This window comes from Thermomonospora echinospora, from assembly GCF_900108175.1.
In the GTDB taxonomy this organism is placed as follows: Bacteria; Actinomycetota; Actinomycetes; order Streptosporangiales; family Streptosporangiaceae; genus Thermomonospora; species Thermomonospora echinospora.
The window spans coordinates 24,332-42,864 of record NZ_FNVO01000012.1; the positions used below are offsets into that span (position 1 = coordinate 24,332).

21 protein-coding genes are annotated in these 18,533 nt (G+C 70.0%); 8 read left to right on the forward strand and 13 right to left on the reverse strand.

Features of this window, described 5'->3' with window-relative positions:
• Positions 1-23: 23 nt before the first annotated feature.
• From C4U03_RS24575 to C4U03_RS41245, 6 genes are all read right to left on the reverse strand, one after another.
• Positions 24-824: an oxidoreductase C-terminal domain-containing protein gene (locus C4U03_RS24575; RefSeq protein ID WP_235018097.1), complete on the reverse strand. Its 801-nt coding sequence runs from the start codon at positions 822-824 to the stop codon at positions 24-26.
• 25 nt (positions 825-849) lie between these two features.
• Positions 850-2,274 carry an MFS transporter gene (locus C4U03_RS24580; protein ID WP_103940507.1) on the reverse strand — a complete coding sequence of 475 codons (1,425 nt, stop codon included), beginning with the start codon at positions 2,272-2,274 and terminating at the stop codon, positions 850-852.
• A gap of 82 nt (positions 2,275-2,356) precedes the next feature.
• Positions 2,357-2,482 carry a hypothetical protein gene (locus C4U03_RS42570; protein ID WP_268817534.1) on the reverse strand — a complete coding sequence of 42 codons (126 nt, stop codon included), beginning with the start codon at positions 2,480-2,482 and terminating at the stop codon, positions 2,357-2,359.
• A gap of 677 nt (positions 2,483-3,159) precedes the next feature.
• Complete coding sequence (locus C4U03_RS24585; RefSeq protein WP_103940509.1) at positions 3,160-3,681, reverse strand: EF-hand domain-containing protein; 522 nt, start codon at positions 3,679-3,681, stop codon at positions 3,160-3,162.
• A gap of 89 nt (positions 3,682-3,770) precedes the next feature.
• Complete coding sequence (locus C4U03_RS43020; protein ID WP_200827446.1) at positions 3,771-4,409, reverse strand: cyanobactin maturation protease PatG family protein; 639 nt, start codon at positions 4,407-4,409, stop codon at positions 3,771-3,773.
• Entirely contained in the window at positions 4,402-5,070 is a 669-nt protein-coding gene (locus tag C4U03_RS41245; protein WP_146087506.1) for a hypothetical protein, read from the reverse strand. Before C4U03_RS41245 ends, C4U03_RS43020 begins: the two co-directional genes overlap by 8 nt.
• 545 nt (positions 5,071-5,615) lie before the next feature.
• On the opposite strand from C4U03_RS41245, the gene C4U03_RS24600 reads away from it, so the two are divergent.
• A complete protein-coding gene (locus C4U03_RS24600; RefSeq protein ID WP_103940515.1) occupies positions 5,616-6,746 on the forward strand; it encodes a ligand-binding sensor domain-containing protein in 1,131 nt (376 codons plus the stop codon).
• 203 nt (positions 6,747-6,949) lie between these two features.
• Here C4U03_RS24600 and C4U03_RS24605 read toward each other — a convergent pair whose 3' ends face one another.
• From C4U03_RS24605 to C4U03_RS24625, 5 genes are all read right to left on the reverse strand, one after another.
• Complete coding sequence (locus tag C4U03_RS24605; RefSeq protein ID WP_103940517.1) at positions 6,950-8,521, reverse strand: MFS transporter; 1,572 nt, start codon at positions 8,519-8,521, stop codon at positions 6,950-6,952.
• A gap of 230 nt (positions 8,522-8,751) precedes the next feature.
• Positions 8,752-9,096: a YciI family protein gene (locus C4U03_RS24610; protein WP_103940519.1), complete on the reverse strand. Its 345-nt coding sequence runs from the start codon at positions 9,094-9,096 to the stop codon at positions 8,752-8,754.
• Positions 9,097-9,325: 229 nt separating this feature from the next.
• A complete protein-coding gene (locus tag C4U03_RS24615) occupies positions 9,326-10,588 on the reverse strand; it encodes an RNA polymerase sigma factor (protein WP_200827447.1) in 1,263 nt (420 codons plus the stop codon).
• Complete coding sequence (locus C4U03_RS24620) at positions 10,585-10,929, reverse strand: YciI family protein (protein WP_103940521.1); 345 nt, start codon at positions 10,927-10,929, stop codon at positions 10,585-10,587. Before C4U03_RS24620 ends, C4U03_RS24615 begins: the two co-directional genes overlap by 4 nt.
• A gap of 128 nt (positions 10,930-11,057) precedes the next feature.
• A complete protein-coding gene (locus tag C4U03_RS24625) occupies positions 11,058-11,828 on the reverse strand; it encodes a hypothetical protein (RefSeq protein ID WP_103940523.1) in 771 nt (256 codons plus the stop codon).
• A gap of 315 nt (positions 11,829-12,143) precedes the next feature.
• Here C4U03_RS24625 and C4U03_RS24630 point away from each other — a divergent pair, with 315 nt between their 5' ends.
• From C4U03_RS24630 to C4U03_RS24650, 5 genes are read left to right on the forward strand one after another with little or no spacing between them, the layout of a single operon-like run.
• Positions 12,144-13,001 (forward strand): hypothetical protein, encoded by an 858-nt coding sequence (locus C4U03_RS24630; protein WP_103940525.1) that lies wholly within the window; start codon positions 12,144-12,146, stop codon positions 12,999-13,001.
• A 19-nt stretch (positions 13,002-13,020) separates the two neighbouring features.
• Entirely contained in the window at positions 13,021-13,347 is a 327-nt protein-coding gene (locus tag C4U03_RS24635; RefSeq protein ID WP_103940527.1) for a hypothetical protein, read from the forward strand.
• A gap of 3 nt (positions 13,348-13,350) precedes the next feature.
• The gene (locus C4U03_RS24640; RefSeq protein ID WP_103940529.1) at positions 13,351-13,845 is read left to right on the forward strand and encodes a WXG100-like domain-containing protein; all 495 of its coding nucleotides are present in this window, start codon (positions 13,351-13,353) and stop codon (positions 13,843-13,845) included.
• Between the two features lie 37 nt (positions 13,846-13,882).
• Positions 13,883-14,341, forward strand: a complete 459-nt coding sequence (locus C4U03_RS24645; protein ID WP_103940531.1) for an EndoU domain-containing protein — start codon at positions 13,883-13,885, stop codon at positions 14,339-14,341.
• Positions 14,342-14,352: 11 nt separating this feature from the next.
• Complete coding sequence (locus C4U03_RS24650) at positions 14,353-14,799, forward strand: hypothetical protein (protein WP_103940533.1); 447 nt, start codon at positions 14,353-14,355, stop codon at positions 14,797-14,799.
• Between the two features lie 126 nt (positions 14,800-14,925).
• On the opposite strand, the gene C4U03_RS24655 is transcribed toward C4U03_RS24650, so the two are convergent.
• Positions 14,926-15,498: a PadR family transcriptional regulator gene (locus C4U03_RS24655; RefSeq protein ID WP_103940535.1), complete on the reverse strand. Its 573-nt coding sequence runs from the start codon at positions 15,496-15,498 to the stop codon at positions 14,926-14,928.
• Positions 15,499-15,551: 53 nt separating this feature from the next.
• Between C4U03_RS24655 and C4U03_RS24660 the strand changes: the two genes are divergently transcribed.
• Positions 15,552-16,247 (forward strand): DUF998 domain-containing protein, encoded by a 696-nt coding sequence (locus C4U03_RS24660; protein WP_160147084.1) that lies wholly within the window; start codon positions 15,552-15,554, stop codon positions 16,245-16,247.
• Positions 16,248-16,547: 300 nt separating this feature from the next.
• Positions 16,548-17,441, forward strand: a complete 894-nt coding sequence (locus C4U03_RS24665; RefSeq protein ID WP_235018098.1) for an NAD(P)-dependent oxidoreductase — start codon at positions 16,548-16,550, stop codon at positions 17,439-17,441.
• On the opposite strand, the gene C4U03_RS24670 is transcribed toward C4U03_RS24665, so the two are convergent.
• Positions 17,438-18,361, reverse strand: a complete 924-nt coding sequence (locus C4U03_RS24670) for an AraC family transcriptional regulator (RefSeq protein WP_103940541.1) — start codon at positions 18,359-18,361, stop codon at positions 17,438-17,440. The genes C4U03_RS24665 and C4U03_RS24670 overlap by 4 nt on opposite strands.
• Positions 18,362-18,533: the final 172 nt, after the last annotated feature.

An 18,533-nucleotide genomic window follows, 5' to 3' on the forward strand; every position in this document is an offset into this window, starting at 1 on the left:
GCTCCTCGTGGACGGGCGAAGGGTCAGCCAGGCCGCACCACGGTCAGCCGGCGGTCCGGCAGGTGACCGGTGAGCGCGACGGTGGGGCCGTGGGAAAGCCCTCTGGGGTCCGGCACGTCGGAGGGAATCAGGATCTCGGCCTCGATCGGACGGTCCGCCGCGCCGGGGGCGGGCGGGAACGGGGCGGCGGTCTCGATCAGATGCTGGTAGTAGTCGAGCGACTTGGCCATGTTGACGGTGACCGCGGCGGTGACCCGGCCCCGGTAGCCGTACACCATCGCCAGACGGCGCTCCTTCAGCGAGCCCTGCGCGATGACCACATGGTCGGAGAAGGTGGGGACGCCCACCGACTTGATGTTGAGCCCGAACTGGCTGGACCAGAACGTTGGAACTGTGAGGTGGGGACGCCGCAACGGCCCCGGATTGACCATGTTGTGGGCCGCCACCTCGGCCTGTGCGACCGCGTTGGCCCAGTGCTCCAGGGAGAGCAGCTGGTACTCGAACAGCGGGTGGGGGAAGCGGGAGACGTCACCGGCGACGAAGACGTCATCGGTGACGATCCCGTACATGTTGAACGCTCGGCATCCGGCGTCGCAGGCGATCCCGCGCGGGCCCGCTGCCAGCCCGGAGTCCGCCAGCCACTCGACGTTGCGGACCGCCCCCAACGCCACGACGCACACCTCCGCGTCGACGTGGCCGGCTCGCCTTACTGGGGCGGGCCCCATGCAGCCGGTCCCGGGGTGGACGAGGGTGAGGTACGCCTGGACGGACTTGACGCTGAGACGCGGCGTCTCGGCGATCTGCCGGTCGGCGCGGAGGCTCACCGCGGTCGGTCCGACGCGGCGGTGCTCAGTCGAGCGTTCCGGTCGCCTGGGCGGCGTCGTGTTCGAAGGCGTTGCGGATCCACAGTAGGGCGAGTACCGCGAGGAACATCGCGGGCACCAGGACCAGCATGGCCAGCGCCAGGGGCTCGCCGTCGTAGCCGGTGGAGCCGACGATGTCGGAGGTCAGGCCGATGAGGAACGGGCCGAGGGCGCCGCCGAGGGTCACGAGGAAGGTGAGCAGGGCGAAGCCCAGGCCGCGGCGGTCCGCGGGCACGACGTCCGCGGAGGCCGCGGTCAGGTTCGGGATGGCGGCGGCGAACCCCGCGCAGGCCACGGCCACCAGCGTGATGCGCAGCCACAGACCGGGCAGGAGCACGGCGCCGCTGAGGGCGATCGCGCCCAGGAACAGGAAACCGGTGGCGACCTTGATGCGCCAGCCGTGACGGATGCCGTGGAAGCGGTCGCCCATCCGGCTGCCGATCACGATGCCGATCACGATGCCGGTGCCGCCGACCCCGCCGGCGAGCCCGGAGGCGGAGTCGTAGCCCAGGTCCTCGGTGCGCTCCAGGAAGGTGGGGAGCCAGTAGAACAGGCCCGCGACGGCGAGGGAGAGCAGCGCCTGGCCGATGATGATGCCCTTGAGAGTGCGCACCCGCAGCAGACCCCGCGCCTCGGCGAGGAGCGGGGCTCCGCCGGCGTTGCGGGGTGTGTGGGCGCCGGCGGGCTCGGCCGTACCGCTGCGGAGACTGCCGAGGCGGTCGCCTAGGCCGCGCAGCGGTTCCTTGACGGTGAGCACCAGGGCGGCGATCAGCAGGCCGGGCACCGCGGCGACGAAGAAGACCGCGCGCCAGCCGAGAGCCTCGGCGACCGCGCCGCCGAGGATGACCCCGGCGGGCAGGCCCATGTAGTAGCCGGCGCGCTCGAAGCCGTAGGCCTTGCCGCGACTGCGGGCGGGAAAGTAGTCGGCCAGCAGGCTGGAGGCCGGCGGGTTGTAGAGCTGCCCGGCGGCGCCGATGAGGACACGGACGGCGAAGAACATCACGAAGGTCGTGGCCAGACCGCTGAGCACTGAGCAGATCGACCAGACCAGCACCACGATTGCGATCGTGGCCACCCGGGGGACGCGGTCCGCGAGCCGTCCGGCCGGGAGCAGGAGCAGTGCGGCCGCGATGCTGGCGGCGGTCGGGATCGCACCGCCCGCGGTGTCGCTGAAGCCGAAGTGGTCCTGGATCGCCGGCAGGGCGCCGGAGATCAGGTTGATCTCGACCCGGTCGACGAAGGCGACGAGGGCGACGACGACCGCGGGCCACCAGCCCAGCGGAGCCGACTTGTCGAGGTCGACCGTACGTGCGGGACGCTTGGGGAACACGGCCATCTCGACGGTACCGCCGCCGGGCGGAGCGACCTGCGCCCCTGAGGATTCCGATGCCGCGTCGTACGTGTCGGTCATGAGATTCACTCCTGTCGAGGCTGATGTACCGGGCCGAGCCCGGGATCCGGCCGAGCGGCACCGGGCGTCCGGTCGTGGTGTGTCAGCCGTGTGCCGCCGGTGCCGGGACGGGCTGCTCGTGGGGACGGAGCAGGGCGAGTCGCCTGCCGGAGGCGACGAGCAGGAAGCGCCGGGCCGGCGCGATGGTCGGGAAAGGTACAGAGGACATCGGACCTCCGGGGGGCGGACGTCGACAGGTCCAGCATGACAAGTCGTATCCGCTACAGAAACTCTGTTTCTTTAAGAGAAACACCCTTATCCTGGCAGGTCCCCTACCGGTGCACCGAATGGAAGACCGCTCGCCGGGTCGGATCCCGGAAGAACGTCGATGATTTCGTCGAGGGGGCGTCGGCCCGGCCGTGCATGAGGCTGCGCCCAGGCTGCGATCGCCGTGCCCGTACCGGTCGTCCGTCCTCTTCGGCTTCGTGTGCGGGTGTCCCGCCCGGCAGGCGTCGAAGCGGCGGGAGTCCTCGATGCGACCGAGGTGCTCGCCGGCCCGGCCGCACATTCCGTCGACCGGCCCTCGCCGGGCCTGGTCCGGCTCGGCGAAGGCGCGCCCGACCTGCGGCGGCACGGTGAGGTACACGTGACCACGACGAAAGCCGTGGGTCAGCAACGGCGAAGGCCAGGTGATCTTGACCGGCACCGATCACACGGCGCATGTCCGGGTGATGTCGATCATGTAGCCGTACGGGTGGGATTCCTGTCGGGGGCACCACATAGACCCGTGCAGGGGCGTCCGGTCGGCGGTCCTGGTGAGTGCGGCCCTCGGTCATCCGGGGCTCGAAGGCATCCTTGACGTACTGGGCCGGGTGGGTGGTCCTCGGTCGGGGAGCCGATCCGTGGTCAGCCGGGGACGCGCCCGAAGACCCGGCTGCCCGGGGCGGCGGGGTCGTCCCCGGCCCAGAACTCGTACCAGTGGGCGGTGAACTCCTCCCGGGAGATCGTGCCGTCGCCGTCCAGGTCCAGCAGGGCGAAGGTCTCGCCGGTGTCGGCGGGGCCTGCGTTCCACGCCTCGATCATCCGCTGGTACTCGGCGGGTGAGATGAGGCCGTCCCGGTTCTCGTCAACGGCCTCGAACATCGCGTCGGCGGTCGCGGTGACCGCCTCAGGCATGGTCTCGAGCAGGTCGACGACGGCCAGGACGTCGTCGATCGCGACCGCGTCGGCCGTCCGGGAATGCGCGGCCAGGGTGACCCACCAGCCGCGCATGATCGCCAGGAGTCGTTCCTCGTCGCCCGCGACCCGAACCGCCGCCCACCGGCGGGCGAGGGCGTCGAAGTCCGTCTCACGAAGGGTGCCGTCCCCGTCGCTGTCCATGGCATCGAAGACCAACCGGACCTTGTCTCGCTGAAAAGGGCTCGCCATGCCCCGGTCGTCCCCGTATTCCCGGAGAGGCACACTGCCCTCACAGCACCCTCGGCATCACGAGAAAGTGACGCTATGGTCGCTTGGAGTCAGATCGGTGGGTCCAGAGTGAGCCTCCCTCTGTCGGCACGGACGGCCATCGTGAGTTGGTCATGCATCACGGCCGGGAGAGAGTCGGTCCCTGCCCAGACCGCACCCGATCGAGTTCTGTCGGCGTGCCATCGCGCTGCCCTGGCCACCGCCATGAACACCCGCGCCATGACGCGGTGGACGGGAACGCGGTCGGCACCGTGATTGTGCAGCCGTGTGGACCGCTTCCCGTTGGGGATACACGGGAAATCCCAGGTCAGAGGCGTGATCCCGACCTGGGGTCCGTGCCTCCAAGGTCGTTTGTCCGTGGTCCGGTCGGTGAAGGCGAAGATGACGTTGACCACGGTACGGACTCCGGACAGCCGGGACCGCTGTACCTCCACAGCGGTCAGTGAGGCGTTCTCGGCGAACTTCTTCATGGCAAGGGAGTAGATCGCCGGGTAGCGGACCGCGAGATAGTTCAGTGCGCGATGCTCGTGGGTGACCCCCGCGTTGTCTGCGAGTTGCTGGATAAGGGAGAACAGTTCGTCGGAAGCCGCAGCAACCAGCCGATATCGGGCATTGCGACTCGTCGGTCCACGGCGTCCACCGTCCGGAGCGCGATCCTTCAGGGGAACATGCGGCGAGCCCTCAAACAATCTTGAAGCTGGCGAGGATCTGCTCGGTGTCCTTGGCGGGAGCCCCCTGCTTGGTAGTGATCTGCGTTTCGCACACCTTGTCGCCGGTGCCCGGGACCTGGATCTCCACCTCGTCCTCAGTGACGCCGGTGGACTTGGTGCTGGTGTAGGAGGCCCGCAGCCCAGGCTTGCCGCTCACGGTGACGTCGGTGAGTCGGTAGCCCTGGTGCTTACCGTTCAGAGCCCGGGACTTGCGCTTAAGGGTGTCCAGGTCGTTGCCGATCGCGCCGCCGGGGGCGCACACCGCCGTGAGGTGGTTGGCGTAGCCGGTGGACAGGCTCGCGGTCTCGACGGCAAAGACCGCGTTGTGCTTCTTGAGCTCGTCGAGGGTGGCCTCGACCAGTTCGGGCAGTTCGCCGCCCTTGATACCGAAGGCGGTCCGGACGGCGTCCAGGGAGGACGTGGTCGGGTCGACGATCTGCCAGCCCTCAGGCAGGCCGATGGTGAACCCGCCGGCGGGTCCGCCGTGCTGCTTCAACGTGGCGGTGGACGGGCTCGGGGTAGGAGCGAGGTCGCCGACCGGGCCCTTGATCTCCGGCTCGTCCGAGCCGCCCAGACAGGCGGTGAGGACGAGGAGAAGACCGGCGGTCAGGGTCATCGTGGGGAGTGCTCGGTTTCGCATTCCACCGGAGCCTACACAGAAAGCGGGAGTTGGACATTGGAGAAATCCCATGCCGCCCGGCTCCGGAGTAGAACGTGCCGGCTTCGACATGCGGTGCAGAGAGCAGAACAGTTATGTTTCGCGCACGAAAAGCCACCGGCTTCTATGGCCGGGGATGGTCCTGGCACTCACGTTCTTGCCCGCCCTGGTCGGCGCCGCCGGTCTGGCCACGGCTGTGCCTTTGCCGCGTTCCGGGCGCACGGTGCAGGTGCCCTCACTGCGCGCTGCCATGCCCGGCCTCGTCTGTGGGCGTTTGCTCCACGGTCCCGTCGAATCGGTCCGATCGTGGCCGGTGGCCCCGCTGTGATGTTTCCCCTCACCCCGCTCATCACCATGTTTCCGGCGGTCATTGTCATGCCGGACGCCGCTGACGGCCCCTGCCGCTCCACACCTCAACTCCCATTGCCCGACGTTCGTGACGAGCTTTCGGTTGACAGGCGCCACTGGCCTGGACCGGACTGGCGCCGGGCCGATGCACGGCCGGCCGATTCGTATGATCATGGCCCATGACGCGACGCTCCTTGGCGTCCGGTATCGTCCTCCTGCTCGCTGGTACCGGACTGACCATCATCCCGCCCGCCACCCACGCCGCGCCCGTTCCCGGCTGGCGGCCGGTGCACCAGACGCCCGCCGGCAGCGGGAACCTCGAGGGCTACGACGATGTCTCGGCGCTGGGCCCCAAGAACGCCTGGGCGGTCGGGTCGTACCGTTCCCTGGGCAGCGGTATGCGGATCGCACGTTGGAACGGCACCGCCTGGCAGCCGATGCAGGTGCCCTCGAATCTCGGCTCCGACGGCGGACTCGGCTCGGCGGGCCTGCACACCGTCGCCGCTTCATCGGCCACCAACGTGTGGGCGTTCGGGGAAGCTCGCCGGCAGGGCGCCGACGTGGGGTTCGGGATCCACTGGAACGGCACGAAGTGGACCCGCAAGGTCTTCGCCGACGGCACCCGGATCAGTGACGCGGCCACGTTCGGGAAGCAGACCCTGGTCCTGGGCTCCAAGTGCGCCGGCACATGCCGGACCTTCGTCCAGCGGTTCGACGGGAACACCTGGCGGTCGATCCCGCTGCCCAAGGCGAGCGGCAACCGGCGGCTCGGGTTCAACCGGCTGGGCGGGCGTTCGAGCACCGACGTCTGGGTGACCGGCGGTCTCTACCACCCTTCCGCACCGGTCTGGACGTCGGTGGCGGCGCATTGGAACGGCAAGCGCTGGAAGGTCGTCAAGGGACCTGAGGTGGCGCTGCAGAAGGGACTCAACTACCGGTTCACCGATGTCGTGGCGCAGGGCCCGGCGAACGTGTGGATGAGCGGGATCATCCTCGCCCCTGGCGAGGGCAGCACTTACGGAGGGCTGCTGGCGCACTGGAACGGCAAGCGCTGGCGATACTTCCGCATTAACGACAAGCAGGGCATCAACCGGCTCGCCGGCGATGGCCAGGGAGGGTTCTGGCTCCTCAGCGACTCCTCCAGGGCGCTGCTGCACTTCGCCAAGGGCAAGGTCGACCGCCGCTACACGCCGAAGGTGGCCAATCAGAGCGCCCGGATGTTCGGCTTGACGCGGATTCCCGGCACGCAGTCGTTGTGGGCCACCGGCATATCCGGCCGTCGGGGCACCATCTGGAAGTACGGCCCCTGACCGCGGGGCGCCCAGAGACGATCCCTCACCGGGGTGAGGCTGGTGGTGACGCGCCCGCCGCGGTGAGGGTCGGTGGGCGTCACCACGGTGCGGCCGGCCGCGGTCGCCGTCTCCTACTCCGCACCCTTTGACGAACGGAACGGGGCCTTCGGCGTCGCCCTGACGCCGAAGGCCCCGTCGCGTGAACACGGCGTCGCCCGGTGCTATGCGGGCGCCTCCGCGGTGTCGGGCTCGGGCTCAGGCTCGGAATCCCGCGTGGGCGGCACGTGGCGGAACCAGTGCGCCGTGAGCATCGCCAACGCGGTGAACATGACGGCGCCCACGATGCCCACCACGTTGAGTCCCGTGGTGAACGCCTCGCGAGCGGAGGCGATCAGGCCGTCGGCCATGGGCCCGGTGACCTGCCGGGCCGCCTCCATGGCGGTGGCGATGTTCTCCCGGGCGGCGGCCGCCACGTCGGCGGGCAGGCCGGCGGGCAGCGAGAGCCCGCTGTGATAAACGGCGGTGGCGATGCTGCCCATGATGGCGATGCCGGCCGCCAGCCCGAACTCGCCGTTAGCCTCCGACAGTGCTGACGCCGAACCGGCCTTCTCCGGTGGTACGGCGCCGAGGACCATGTTGTAGCCCAGCGCCACCATCGGGGCGAGGCCGACGTTGATCAGGACCAACGCCGTCACGATCACGGCCAGGCCATCGGTGCCCGGGACCAGGGACAGCACCACGCAGCCCGCGGCCGTCACCAGGAGCCCGGCCGCCATGACGTGGGCGGGCCGGAAGGTGCTGCCCAGCTTCGGGGTGACCGAGATGGCGGCGAGCGTGGCGATCACGCCGGGCACCAGCCAGAACCCCGCGGCCCTCGTCGAGAGCCCCTCGACCATCTGCAGGTGGAGGTTGACCAGCAACAGGGTGCCGCTCATCATGATCCCGACCAGAAAGCCCAGCAGTACGACGCTCCGATAGACGCCGATCTTGAACAGCCCCAGATCCAGCAGCGGATCGTCCAGCCGGAGCTGCCTGCGGACGAACAGCACGCCGAAGACCACGCCGACGAGCACGGTCACACCGGCCGCCGCCGACAGGCCGTCGCGGGCGTAGGCCTTGATGCCATAGATGAACGGGATGATGGCCAGCAGCGACAGCGCGACGCTGGGCAGGTCCAGCCGGCCGGCGTCGGGGGCGCGGTACTCCGGCAGCAACGACGGCCCGACGATCAGCAGCAGCGCCATCACCGGGATCGCCAGCAGGAACACCGAACCCCACCAGAACCACGACAGCATCAACCCGCCGACGATCGGGCCGAGGATGCCGCCGAACATGAAGCAGCTCGACCAGACCGCCACGGCGGTGCCGCGCTCCTTCTCGTTCTTGAACATGTTGGACAGCAGCGCCATCGTCGACGGTGCCAGGGTCGCTCCGGAGATGCCCAGCAGCGCCCGCGCGACGATGAGCATTTCCGCGCTGGTGGAAAAGGCCGCCAGCAGCGAGGCGGCACCGAAGCAGGCCCCTCCGATCAGCAGCAGCTTCCGGCGGCCGATCCGGTCGCCGAGGGTCCCCATCGTGACCAGGAACCCCGCGATCATGAATGGGTAGACATCGGCGATCCACAGTTGCTGAGTGCTGCTCGCCTGCAGATCCTGGGTCAGGTGCGGGACCGCCAGGAACAGCACGCTCATGTCCACCGACACCAACAACGTCGGCAGGGCGAGAACCGCCAGTCCGAGCCATTCCCGGCGTCCCGCACGGGCGGGTGCCTCGTCCGGAATTCTGGTATCCATCGCAGATCCTCCTTGTCTTCGGGGTGGCCTCGTCTGCCGCGCCGACGAACGACCGGGAGCGCCATCGGCGGCCTCGGGCGCGCTGAGTCCGCCGACCGCCGCGGACACCGGATGCGGGACGTGCGCCCAGGAACGATCCCTCACGGGGCCGAGGCAGGTGGTGACGCGCCCGCCACGGTGCGGGGCGGTGCGCGTCACCACGGTGCGGCCGGCCCGCGGCCGCCGGTCTCCTACTCCTCCGGCGGCGTGAACAGCGGCCGGATCTCGACACCGCCGCCGTGCCGGGTGGCCGGGTTGAGCTTGGCGACCTTCACCGCGACGTCCAGATCGGGCGCCTCGATGACGAAGAATCCGGCCAGGACCTCCTTGGCCGGGTGGAACGTGCCGTCGCTGATCTCGTCGCCGCGGACCGAGGTGGCCGTGGTGCTGGGCTGGAACGCGAATCCGGTGACCGGCTCGGCGCCCGTCTCGGCCACCTGGGCGGGGTAGGTCTCCAGCGCCTTCTCGTACTCGGCCGGCAGGTTCATCGGGTCGGCCGGAGCGGGCTGGTAGACGAAGATTCCGTACTGAGCCATGCGGTCCTCTCCTTGGAAGGTGTTTCCCTACACCCACCCGACGAGCGAGGACCGTCCGATTCGACGGCCGGGACTCAAATCCGTGCGAACGCCGGTCACCGGGGACGTGTCACCGTCCGGTTCTGCGTCCCCTCGCATCAGCCGTGCGCTCATGGGCGACGGACACGAGCAGTCGCCGGCTGCTCTTCCTCCGGCTCGCGCGGGCTTGGGCGGAGGGTCTCCGATGACGTCAGGAGGCGGGATCGAGGACCTCGGCGAGGCGGGCGGCGAGGAACTCTCGCTCGGCCTCGTTGTCGGCGAGGCTCAGCGCGGCGCGGTAGGCGACGGCCGCCTCCTCTGGGCGGTCGAGGCGGCGCAGCAGATCGGCATGGACGGCCGGCAGGTAGTGATAGCCGTTGAGCCGGCCGTCCTGCCGCAGGGCTTCGATCTCGTCGAGGGCGGCCTGCGGACCGTGGACCATCGATACCGCCACGGCCCGGTTGAGCGCGACGACGGGGGAGGGCCAGACCTTCAGCAGGTCGTCGTAGAGGCGCAGAATCCGGCGCCAGTCGGTCGCGGCGTAGCTGTCGGCGGTCGCATGCAGTGCGGCGATGGCGGCCTGAAGCGCGTACCGGCCGACGCGGCCGGTACGGAACGCGTCGGCGACCAGGTCGCGTCCCTCCTCGATGGCGGCCCGGTCCCAGGCGGAGCGATCCTGGTCCTCCAGCCGCAGGAGCCGTCCCCTGGCATCGGTGCGGGTGGCCCGGCGGGCATCGGTGAGCAGCAACAGCGCCAGCAGCCCACGAACCTCCGGCTCGTCGGGCATCAGGGCCATGAGCATACGGGTCAGGTTCAGCGCGTGGCCGACCACGTCGGCGCGGACCAGGTCGGCGCCCGATGCGGCGGTGTGCCCGGTGGTGTAGAGCAAGTGGATGACGGTGAGCACCGCATCCAGCCGCTCGGGGAGCTCGCCGGCGTCCGGCACCCGGTACGGAATCCGGGCCGCGGAGATCTTCTTCTTGGCCCGGGTGACCCGCGCGGCCATGGTCGGCTCGGAGACCAGGAACGCCTTGGCGATGTCGCCGGTACCGACCCCGCACACCAGGCGCAGGGTCAGCGCCACCTGAGCCTGCCGGGCCAGCGCGGGATGACAGCAGGTGAAGATCAGCCGGAGGCGGTCATCAGGTATCGCGTCGTCGTCGGGCTCGTCCATGGCGACCTCGTCCGGTTCCACGAGCAGCGGCATCTTCGCCCGGAACACCTGTTCCCGGCGCAGGACGTCCAGTGCCTTGCGTTTGGCGGTGGTGGTGAGCCAGGCGCCGGGCTTGCGGGGGATGCCGTCGCGGGCCCAGGCGTCAAGTGCGGCGAGGTAGGCGTCCTGGACGCACTCCTCGGCGAGGTCGAGGTCGCCGGCGACGCGCGCCGTCGCGGCGAGCACGAAGGCCCACTCGCGACGGTGCGCGTCCGTCACGGCGCGTTCGACCGCGGTCGCGGCGTTGTCGCCGACGCTCACTCGGCCGGCGGAGTGAACAGCGGCCGGACCTCGACCCCGCCGCCGTCGAGGTGGACGGGGTTGAGCTTGGCGATCTTCAAGGCGACGTCCAGGTCGGGCGCCTCGATGACGAAGAACCCGGCGACGACCTCCTTGGCCTCGATGAACGGGCCGTCGGTGACGAGGTCGCCGCGGACCGACGTGGCCGTGGTGCTCGGCTGCAGCGCGTACCCCGCGACACCGCGACCGCCCAGCTCCTCGACCTGCGCCGGGTACCGCTCCAGCGCCGCCTCGTACTCGGGCGAGATCTGCATGGGGTCACCCGGCGCCGCCTGGTAGACCAGGACCGCGTATTGGGGCATCAGGCACTCCTCCTGCTATCGGTGAGTCCTCCACCGTTCCGACGAACGAGGCCGGCCGGTTTCGACACCGGCCCCCGGAGATCTTCCCGCACGCGGTACCGGGTCAGGGCGGCGACGGGAAAGGCGGCTCAGGGAGCGGGGGCAGGGGCGGCGGCCGTGGACAGGCCGATCGTCGGGCAGAAGGCGCGGGCGCGGACGGCCTCCCGCCGGGTCGCGGCGCGGGAGTTCGCAAGGGCCTGGGAGGAGGCGGCCTCCATCATCGGGGAGCCGAAGCCGAGGCCCGAGCCGCCGAACGGCGAGGAGCCGATGTTGTTGATCACCGCCATCGAGGTGAGATGGGAGCGGCGCAGGGTGTCGGAGGTCAGCACGGCGTGCAGCTGGCTGCGCTGACGCAGTCGCAGCAGCGCCCGGGCGGCGGGCACGCCCAGGCCGTTGGGGGTACGGGTCGGCAGGAGCGTCTGCGGCACCTCGGTCGGGGAGCTGTCCTTGCGGCCGATGTTCTCAGAGATCATCATGCTGGTGTCATGGTCGATGTTCGTGCGTTCGGCGTGGATCCACCGCAGCTCCTCTAGATCGGCCGGGGACACCGTGATCCGCCCATAGATCTGCCGATATTCCGGCGCCGCCGCCAGCGCCGCCAGGCCCGGTTCCGCCGCGGCCGCGACACAGTCGTTCCACCCGATCTCGACCGCCGTCCGGAAGTGCTCGATCCCGCCGGTGACGTCCCCGAGCCGTCCGCTGACGTCGGCGAGCAGGGCGTGCAGCAGTCCCTCCATCCAGCGGGGGCCGCGTTCCCGCACGGCGGGCAGCAGCCCGCCGAGGTCCCGGCTGGCCTGCTCGTGGTCGCCGCTGATCATCGTGCCGCACGCCTCGTGCAGTTCTTCGAAACCGATCTCCATGTCGTCCCACGGTAGGGACACGATGTCCGTCCGGGAGGTGAGCAGTGTCCCGTCGGGGGCGGGAAAATCGGCGTTCAGGGTGTGCAGCCCCCTTCCTCGTCGTACCGGCCGCCCTTGGTCTCGTGCACGACTCCGACCTGTCCCAGCGGCTGGGCGAACACCCCCCGGCCACCTCCGAAGCCATGCCGGTCACTGCATTTTCGCTGGTGAAATGACAGAGAAGGAGCGGTGTTCAACGGACGTATACACTCATGTCACCTAGAGCGATCACGAGTGGCGGGGGCTTACGTGTGGGCGGACGACTCGCGTCCGGACATGAGCATGGCCGAGATGCGGCAGCGGCTGGTCGAACTGCGGGAACAACTGGCGAATGGGGCCTCGGGGCCGGGGGCGGGAGCGCGGGAGCGTTCCGGGGGCGATCCGCAGGGGCACGCTGAGACGGCCGATGGGCTGATCCGTGTGGAGGCGGCCGGGGGGCGGCTCGGGGCGATCCGGCTCGACAGCCGGGTGATGCGGATGCCGTCCGATCAACTGGGCGGGCTGTTGACCGAGACCTGCAACGCCGCACTGGAGCGGGCGGCGGCCTCGGCCGTGACCGCGGACGGGGAGACGGCCGTCGACTTCGACGCGCTGGCGCGGCAGTTCCAGCAGGTGCACAACGAGGGACTGCGCCAGATGGAACGGATGACGCAGGGGCTGCACGACGCGATTCAGGTGATCAGGCAGCGTGCGATCGTCCGCGGTGAGGTGGAGGGCGGCGGCCTGGAACGGCTGCTGGAGGATACGGCGCGCAGCGTCGAGGCGATGCGCCGGCCGGCGCCGGAGCCCGAGGCGGAGGCCAGAGGACCGGCGGAGACCGAGCGGCTGACCGCCTACGGGCTGAACGACCTGATCCGGGTGCGGGCGGAGTCGTCGGGCACGCGGCTCGGTGAGATCGGCGTCGACGAACGGGCGATGCGGCACCCGTCTCGGGACATCGCGGACGAGACCGTGCGCGCGGCGAATCAGGCTCTCCGGCTGGCACGCGAGGCGGCCATGGCGCCGATGCGGCAGGCGGGCCAGGACCTCGCAGCGACGGTGGCCCGGCTGCAGGACGCGAGCATCGAGCAGCTCGGCACGCTGACCGAGTCGCTCGGGAGGCTGATGGGCGGAATCGACCGTCCGTCGAGGTGAGGACCAGAGGACAGCCGGCATGGGAAAACAGTTCGAGGTCGATTCCGGTCAGATCCGGCGTGGTGGCTCGAGAATGCAGTCCTCGGCCGCCGGGATGCGCGGCCGATTGCAGGACTTCCAGGCCCGGATGGCCGGATACGGCGAGCCGTGGGGTGGTGATGACATCGGTTTCGCGATAGGGACGATCTACGCGGCCGCCTCGGAACTGGCGTTCGAGTGTTATACCAGCCAGATCGACGGCATTGATGAATTCTCCGAGGGGGCTATCGTGATGGCGAACAACTACCAGAAATCCGAGGACCTGAGCGGGATCGAGGTCAATCGGGTCCGCGACATCCTGGGGTGACCGGTGGGCCTGCAACTACCGGGTGAACTGGCGTCCCTGCTCGGCATGCTCGGCTACACCTGGCCGGAGGCCGACGAGGAGAAACTCTTCCAGATGGGCCGGGACTGGCTCGACTTCGCCGCCGATTTCGGCGGTGCCGCCCAGGACGCCGACGGCCATGCCGGACAGGTCTGGGCGATGAACGAGGGCGAGGCCATCAAGGCCTTCCAGCAGGCGTGGAACGAACCGGACTCACCCGTGCCGGCCCTGCAGGACGGGCAGGTCGCGGCCAACATCATGGGCGCCGGGCTGATGGTGTGCGGGATGATCGTGCTCACCCTGAAGATCGCGGTGATCATCCAGCTGATCCAGCTCGCCATCCAGATCGCGATGGCGATCGCGCAGGCCGTGCCCACCTTCGGGGCGTCGCTGGTGCAGATCCCCATCTTCAAGATGATCACCGGGCTGCTGATCGACATGGCGATCAGCATGGCGCTGGAGGCGATCCTCGGTGGGTAGACGGCCCCGGGGGGCCGCGCGCGGTGCGGTGCGGCAGATGGGCCTGCTCAAACCGATGGAAAAGTGGTTGCTCAAACGCGTCGAAAGGCCCAACTTCCAGCACGTCTTCCTGGGCAACGTCAATCACCATGCGCAGCGGGGCACCGGCTTCCACCATCGTTACCGGGGGAAGAATCCCCCCACCGCGCGGGTGCGGCGCGACCCGAACGGCCACGAGATCAAGGCGCAGCACACCCCTTGGGGGGCCTACAAGGCCCGAGTGGACGTGCGGGACGAGAACGGCAACTGGTATCAGAAGCAGGCGTGGTCCAGTTTCTTTCCCGATGACTGGACGCCCCAGCAGGTGAATGAGGCGATCGGCGAGGCGTTTAAAAACTCGAGCCCCGACCCCGCGAATCCGAATAAGTGGCGAGGGGTGTATGATGGAAAGCCGATCGAAGGGTTTTATGCGGGCGGTCAGCGCAAGGGCTGGCACAGCGCATGGCCGGTTGTCTAGAGGAGGACGCGGTGTCCGGCATCGACGGATTCTACTGGTGGGGTGAGTCGCCGGGTGCGCGTTTCCCGACGGCGCGGCTCAAGGACGACCGGTACCGCAATCTCGCCGGCCTGCTGACCAGTGACATCCAGACCCATGGGGCCGGTGTGCTGGACGCTTTGCTGCTGGTCGAGCAGGCTCGGGGCGGCAGGACGGACATCGAGGAATGGGTGGGAAACTCCACGTCCGCCTATTTCCGGCCGGACGGCGTGTCCATCACCGACCTGGGGCCCGAACCTCAAACCCAGCGCTACTCCCTGGGCGAGGTGCACGAAGCCCTCATCAAGTACTGGGAGTTCCTCTGCCCGAGCGGTGGGGAACGCCGCAGCGCACTGGAGGAGTGGGCACGGTCGTACCGGCAGGAGCACCCGCAGACCACAGACCCCCAGCACCCCTGCCTGGCACACCTTCCCCTGTAACGGACGGCCGCGTTCGGGGGTGTCGGGCCGGTCGCACAAACCTTCAAGACGAGGCCGGGTCCGGTTCGCTACAACCGAGCGTCCGGTGGCGGCGCCGCCGGGCGGGCGGCCGTCCGCGGCGTTCCGTCAGTCTCCGGACGGCCAGGTGATCTCTCCGGTGCGGAGGTCCTCCACGATGCCCCGGACATAGGCGAGTTCCGCCGCTATCACCTGCTGCTGGTACTCGGACTCGATCGCGAACAGCCTGGGTAGGAAGCTGCGGACCTGGGCGATCTCCGCGTCGAGCGCCGCGGCCCGGGCCTCGAGTCGGGTGATCCGAGCGGTCAGCGCCGCGGCCGCGTCTCGCGGGGCGAGGTTGGGCAGGAACGCCAGTGCGGCCGGGAACTCGGTGTACTCCCGTGCCGGAGTGGAGAGCATGGTGCGCAGCCACTCGTCCAGTGTCGCCCGGCCGGTCGCGGTGATCCGGTAGCTGGTGCGTTCCGGCCGGTTGTCGGCCCGTTCGGTCGCCGCGACCTCGGCGAGGCCGTCCCGTACGAGCCGCTGAACGGTCTGGTAGACGCTGTTGCGCTGACTGACGTTCACCACGTCGTCCTTGTGGCGCTCCTTGATCAGTTGCTGCATCCGGTACGCGTGCATGGGCTCCTCGGCGAGCATCGACAGCACGGCGACGGCGAGCACGGAGCGGCGTGGCTCAGGCATCCGCCCAGCTTATCCGTTGACAGCTATTTAGTCATAATATGTATAGTCAAACTATGACTATCACCTCGGCGCGTGCCGAAGTCCCCGGCGGGGCCGTCCCCGTCCATCGCAGACTCGCCGTCGGGGCCGTGGCCGGCCCCGTGCTGTTCACCGCCGCGTGGCTGGTGCTCGGCTTCGTGAGCAGCGGCTACACCCTCTTCGACCACACGTTCACCGACTACTCGCCGGTCAGCCAGCCGATCAGCGGGCTCGGCATGGGCGCCACCGCCGGGTACATGAACACTGCGTTCGTTGTCACCGGGCTCATCCTGATCGCCGGGGTGGTCGGCGTGTTCCGCGCCACGGGCGATCCGGAACGGTCCGTCCTGCGCCGTGCGGCCCTGGTGCTGCTCGCCGCCACCGGCGCCGGTCAGATCGTGTGCGGTGTCTTCGACCTCGAAGCGGTCATGCCGCACATGCTGGGCTTCCTCCTGGCCCTCGGCACCCCGGTCGTCGGCTTCCCGGTCGCCGGCCGCTACTTCCGCACCATCCCGGGCTGGCGACGATTCGGCACCTGGCTGATGCTCGGCGGTCCGCTCACCCTGGCCCTGCTCATCGCGTTCTTCGCGACGTTCCAACCCACCGCCGACGGCGCCGAACACGGCGTCGCCGGACTCGTCCAGCGCATCGGAGTGCTGGAGGTCCACGCCTGGTACGTCGCCATGGGGCTGCTGGCCCTGCGGCGACACCATGGCCGCCCCCATGAGTGACGATCACCGGGCCTCCGGCACCGGTCTTCGGTCCCAGGTCCCGCCGGGATGGCTGCGACCCGCGGGCCAGGGCCACCGGGTGCGGTGACTTCGCAGACAACCTGGTCCGCTATACCGGCACCGGTAAGTCCGACATCATCACCTTCTCTTGTGACGGACGGCCGCGTTCGGGGGCGTCGGCCCGGTCGCACAAACCTTCAAGACGAGGCCGGGTCCGGTTCGCTACAACCGAGCGGCCGGCGTTCTCAAGAGCGCCGTCGGCGGCCGGTGGGCCGGGGCTCGGTGGAGGTGGGCGGCGTCGTGGAGACGGTGGGGTTCGTCGGGTTGGGCGTGATGGGGCAGCCGATGGCGCTGAATCTGGCCAGGGCCGGTGTCCCGCTGATCGTGTTCAACCGCACGGCGTCGCGATGCGCCCCGGTGACGGCCGCGGGCGCCCGGCGTGCCGCGGACCCTGGGGAGGTGTTCGAGCACGCCGGTGTGGTGCTGCTGATGCTGGCCGATGAGGGGGCGGTCGACGCCGTGCTGGGCCGTGGGACCCCCGCGTTCGCGGCCCGGGTGCGCGGTAGCACGATGGTGCAGATGGGCACGGTCGCGGCGGCGTACTCACAGAAGCTGGCCGAAGACGTCACGGCGGCCGGCGGCGCCTATGTCGAGGCGCCGGTGTCGGGGTCGCGCGGCCCCGCCGAGGCCGGGGAACTGGTCGCGATGCTGGCCGGGGACGAGGACGCGGTCGAGCGGGTCCGGCCCCTGCTGGGGCCGGTGTGCGCCGAGACGTTCGTGTGCGGGCCGGTGCCCTCGGCGCTGGTCATGAAGTTCGCGGTCAACCTGTTCCTGATCACCATGGTGACCGGGCTCGCCGAGTCCTTCCACTTCGCCGAGGAGCACGAGGTGGACGCCGCGCTGCTGGAGCGGGTGCTCGACGCGGGGCCGATGGCGTCGGCGGTCTCCCGGACCAAGGCCCGCAAGCTGGTTCGCGGCGACTTCGAGGTGCAGGCCGCGATCGCCGACGTACTGAAGAACAACCGTCTGGTCGCGGAGGCGGCCCGCAGCCGGGGCGCCGCCTCCCCGCTGCTGGACGTCTGTCACGCGCTGTACGGCGAGACGCTCGACCTGGGGCACGGCGGCGCGGACATGGCCGCGGTGATCCACGCGCTGCGGGCACGGACGAGCCGGGGCGAACGGGGATCGTCCTAGCCGATCCCGAGCCTGAGCCCGATCCCGACGTCGATGCCGAGGGCCGCCGACCAGGCCGCGGGGGTCAGCCCGTAGGCCCGTTTGAACATCCGGGTCAGATGCGCCTGGTCGGCGAACCCGGCCGCGGTGGCGACCTCGGCCGGCCGATGGCCCGTGCGGAGCAGCCCACGCGCCATGTCGAGCTGCCGCAGCGTACGGAACCGGGTGGGGCTGGTGCCGAAGGCCGCACGGAACTGGCGGGCGACCGACCAGCGGTCCATGCCCGCGACGGTTTCGAGCCGCTCGGCGCGATGGCGTGTGGTGGGGTCGTCCATCAGCAGGGCGCGCACGCGTTTCATGGCCTCGACGTCCACCGCGACCCGGGGGAGGGGAGAGGCCGCCGCGTGGGCGCACAGCATGTCCGCCACGGCCGTGGTCATCTCGGCCGCCGCAAGGTCGTCGAGCGGCTCGTCGATGTGCGCGAGGTAGCCGGTCGGAAGCGGCGGCATCCCGGTCGGGCGGATTACCGGATCGGCCACGAAGGGCAGTGCCCGGCCGCCGAGGGCGTTCTGCACCAGGGCGGGGTCGAGGTAGATGATCCGATAGCCGAAGCCGTCCTCGGTGCCCGCGGCACCGTCGTGGAGTTCGTCGGGGTGCAGGATGTGCCACTGGCCGGGCAGGCAGTGGTGCCGCTCGCCGCGGTACCGGAACGTCTGCACTCCCGCCAGCGTGACGCCCACCGCGTAGGTGTCGTGCCGGTGCGGCGAGAACGCCTCACCCACCAGCGCGGCCTCCATGCGTTCGATGCCGTCGGCACCGCCGCCGAACCGGAGACCGACCCCCGCCCTCCTCGGCCCGGACCGGGACGGTGGAGCCGAGGACAGATGCCGGCGCAGCCATTCGAGATCGCCGGGGCCGTGCCCACCTGGGTTGGCCTGCATCTTCGTCAGGTTACCGGGCCGGGATACGGGCCGGCCGTGCCCACGACGCTCACGGCCGTGTCGGCTCCGCCCGGCTGAAGCGGCGGCTCAGGAGCCGCGGTACCCGGGCGATCCCGTGGGGAACGTAGGAGACCGCAGGCCAGGAGAGGGGGTCTGACCTGCGGTCTCCGAG

Bases quoted from the DNA above. Each gene is read 5' to 3' on its own strand.
- C4U03_RS24580 (WP_103940507.1), bottom strand. From the start codon at position 2,274: ATGACCGACACGTACGACGCGGCATCGGAATCCTCAGGGGCGCAGGTC.
- C4U03_RS42570 (WP_268817534.1), bottom strand. From the start codon at position 2,482: ATGTCCTCTGTACCTTTCCCGACCATCGCGCCGGCCCGGCGCTTCCTG.
- C4U03_RS24585 (WP_103940509.1), bottom strand. From the start codon at position 3,681: ATGGCGAGCCCTTTTCAGCGAGACAAGGTCCGGTTGGTCTTCGATGCC.
- C4U03_RS41245 (WP_146087506.1), bottom strand. From the start codon at position 5,070: ATGCGAAACCGAGCACTCCCCACGATGACCCTGACCGCCGGTCTTCTC.
- C4U03_RS24600 (WP_103940515.1), top strand. From the start codon at position 5,616: ATGACGCGACGCTCCTTGGCGTCCGGTATCGTCCTCCTGCTCGCTGGT.
- C4U03_RS24605 (WP_103940517.1), bottom strand. From the start codon at position 8,521: ATGGATACCAGAATTCCGGACGAGGCACCCGCCCGTGCGGGACGCCGG.
- C4U03_RS24610 (WP_103940519.1), bottom strand. From the start codon at position 9,096: ATGGCTCAGTACGGAATCTTCGTCTACCAGCCCGCTCCGGCCGACCCG.
- C4U03_RS24620 (WP_103940521.1), bottom strand. From the start codon at position 10,929: ATGCCCCAATACGCGGTCCTGGTCTACCAGGCGGCGCCGGGTGACCCC.
- C4U03_RS24625 (WP_103940523.1), bottom strand. From the start codon at position 11,828: ATGGAGATCGGTTTCGAAGAACTGCACGAGGCGTGCGGCACGATGATC.
- C4U03_RS24630 (WP_103940525.1), top strand. From the start codon at position 12,144: ATGAGCATGGCCGAGATGCGGCAGCGGCTGGTCGAACTGCGGGAACAA.
- C4U03_RS24635 (WP_103940527.1), top strand. From the start codon at position 13,021: ATGGGAAAACAGTTCGAGGTCGATTCCGGTCAGATCCGGCGTGGTGGC.
- C4U03_RS24645 (WP_103940531.1), top strand. From the start codon at position 13,883: ATGGGCCTGCTCAAACCGATGGAAAAGTGGTTGCTCAAACGCGTCGAA.
- C4U03_RS24655 (WP_103940535.1), bottom strand. From the start codon at position 15,498: ATGCCTGAGCCACGCCGCTCCGTGCTCGCCGTCGCCGTGCTGTCGATG.
- C4U03_RS24660 (WP_160147084.1), top strand. From the start codon at position 15,552: ATGACTATCACCTCGGCGCGTGCCGAAGTCCCCGGCGGGGCCGTCCCC.
- C4U03_RS24670 (WP_103940541.1), bottom strand. From the start codon at position 18,361: ATGCAGGCCAACCCAGGTGGGCACGGCCCCGGCGATCTCGAATGGCTG.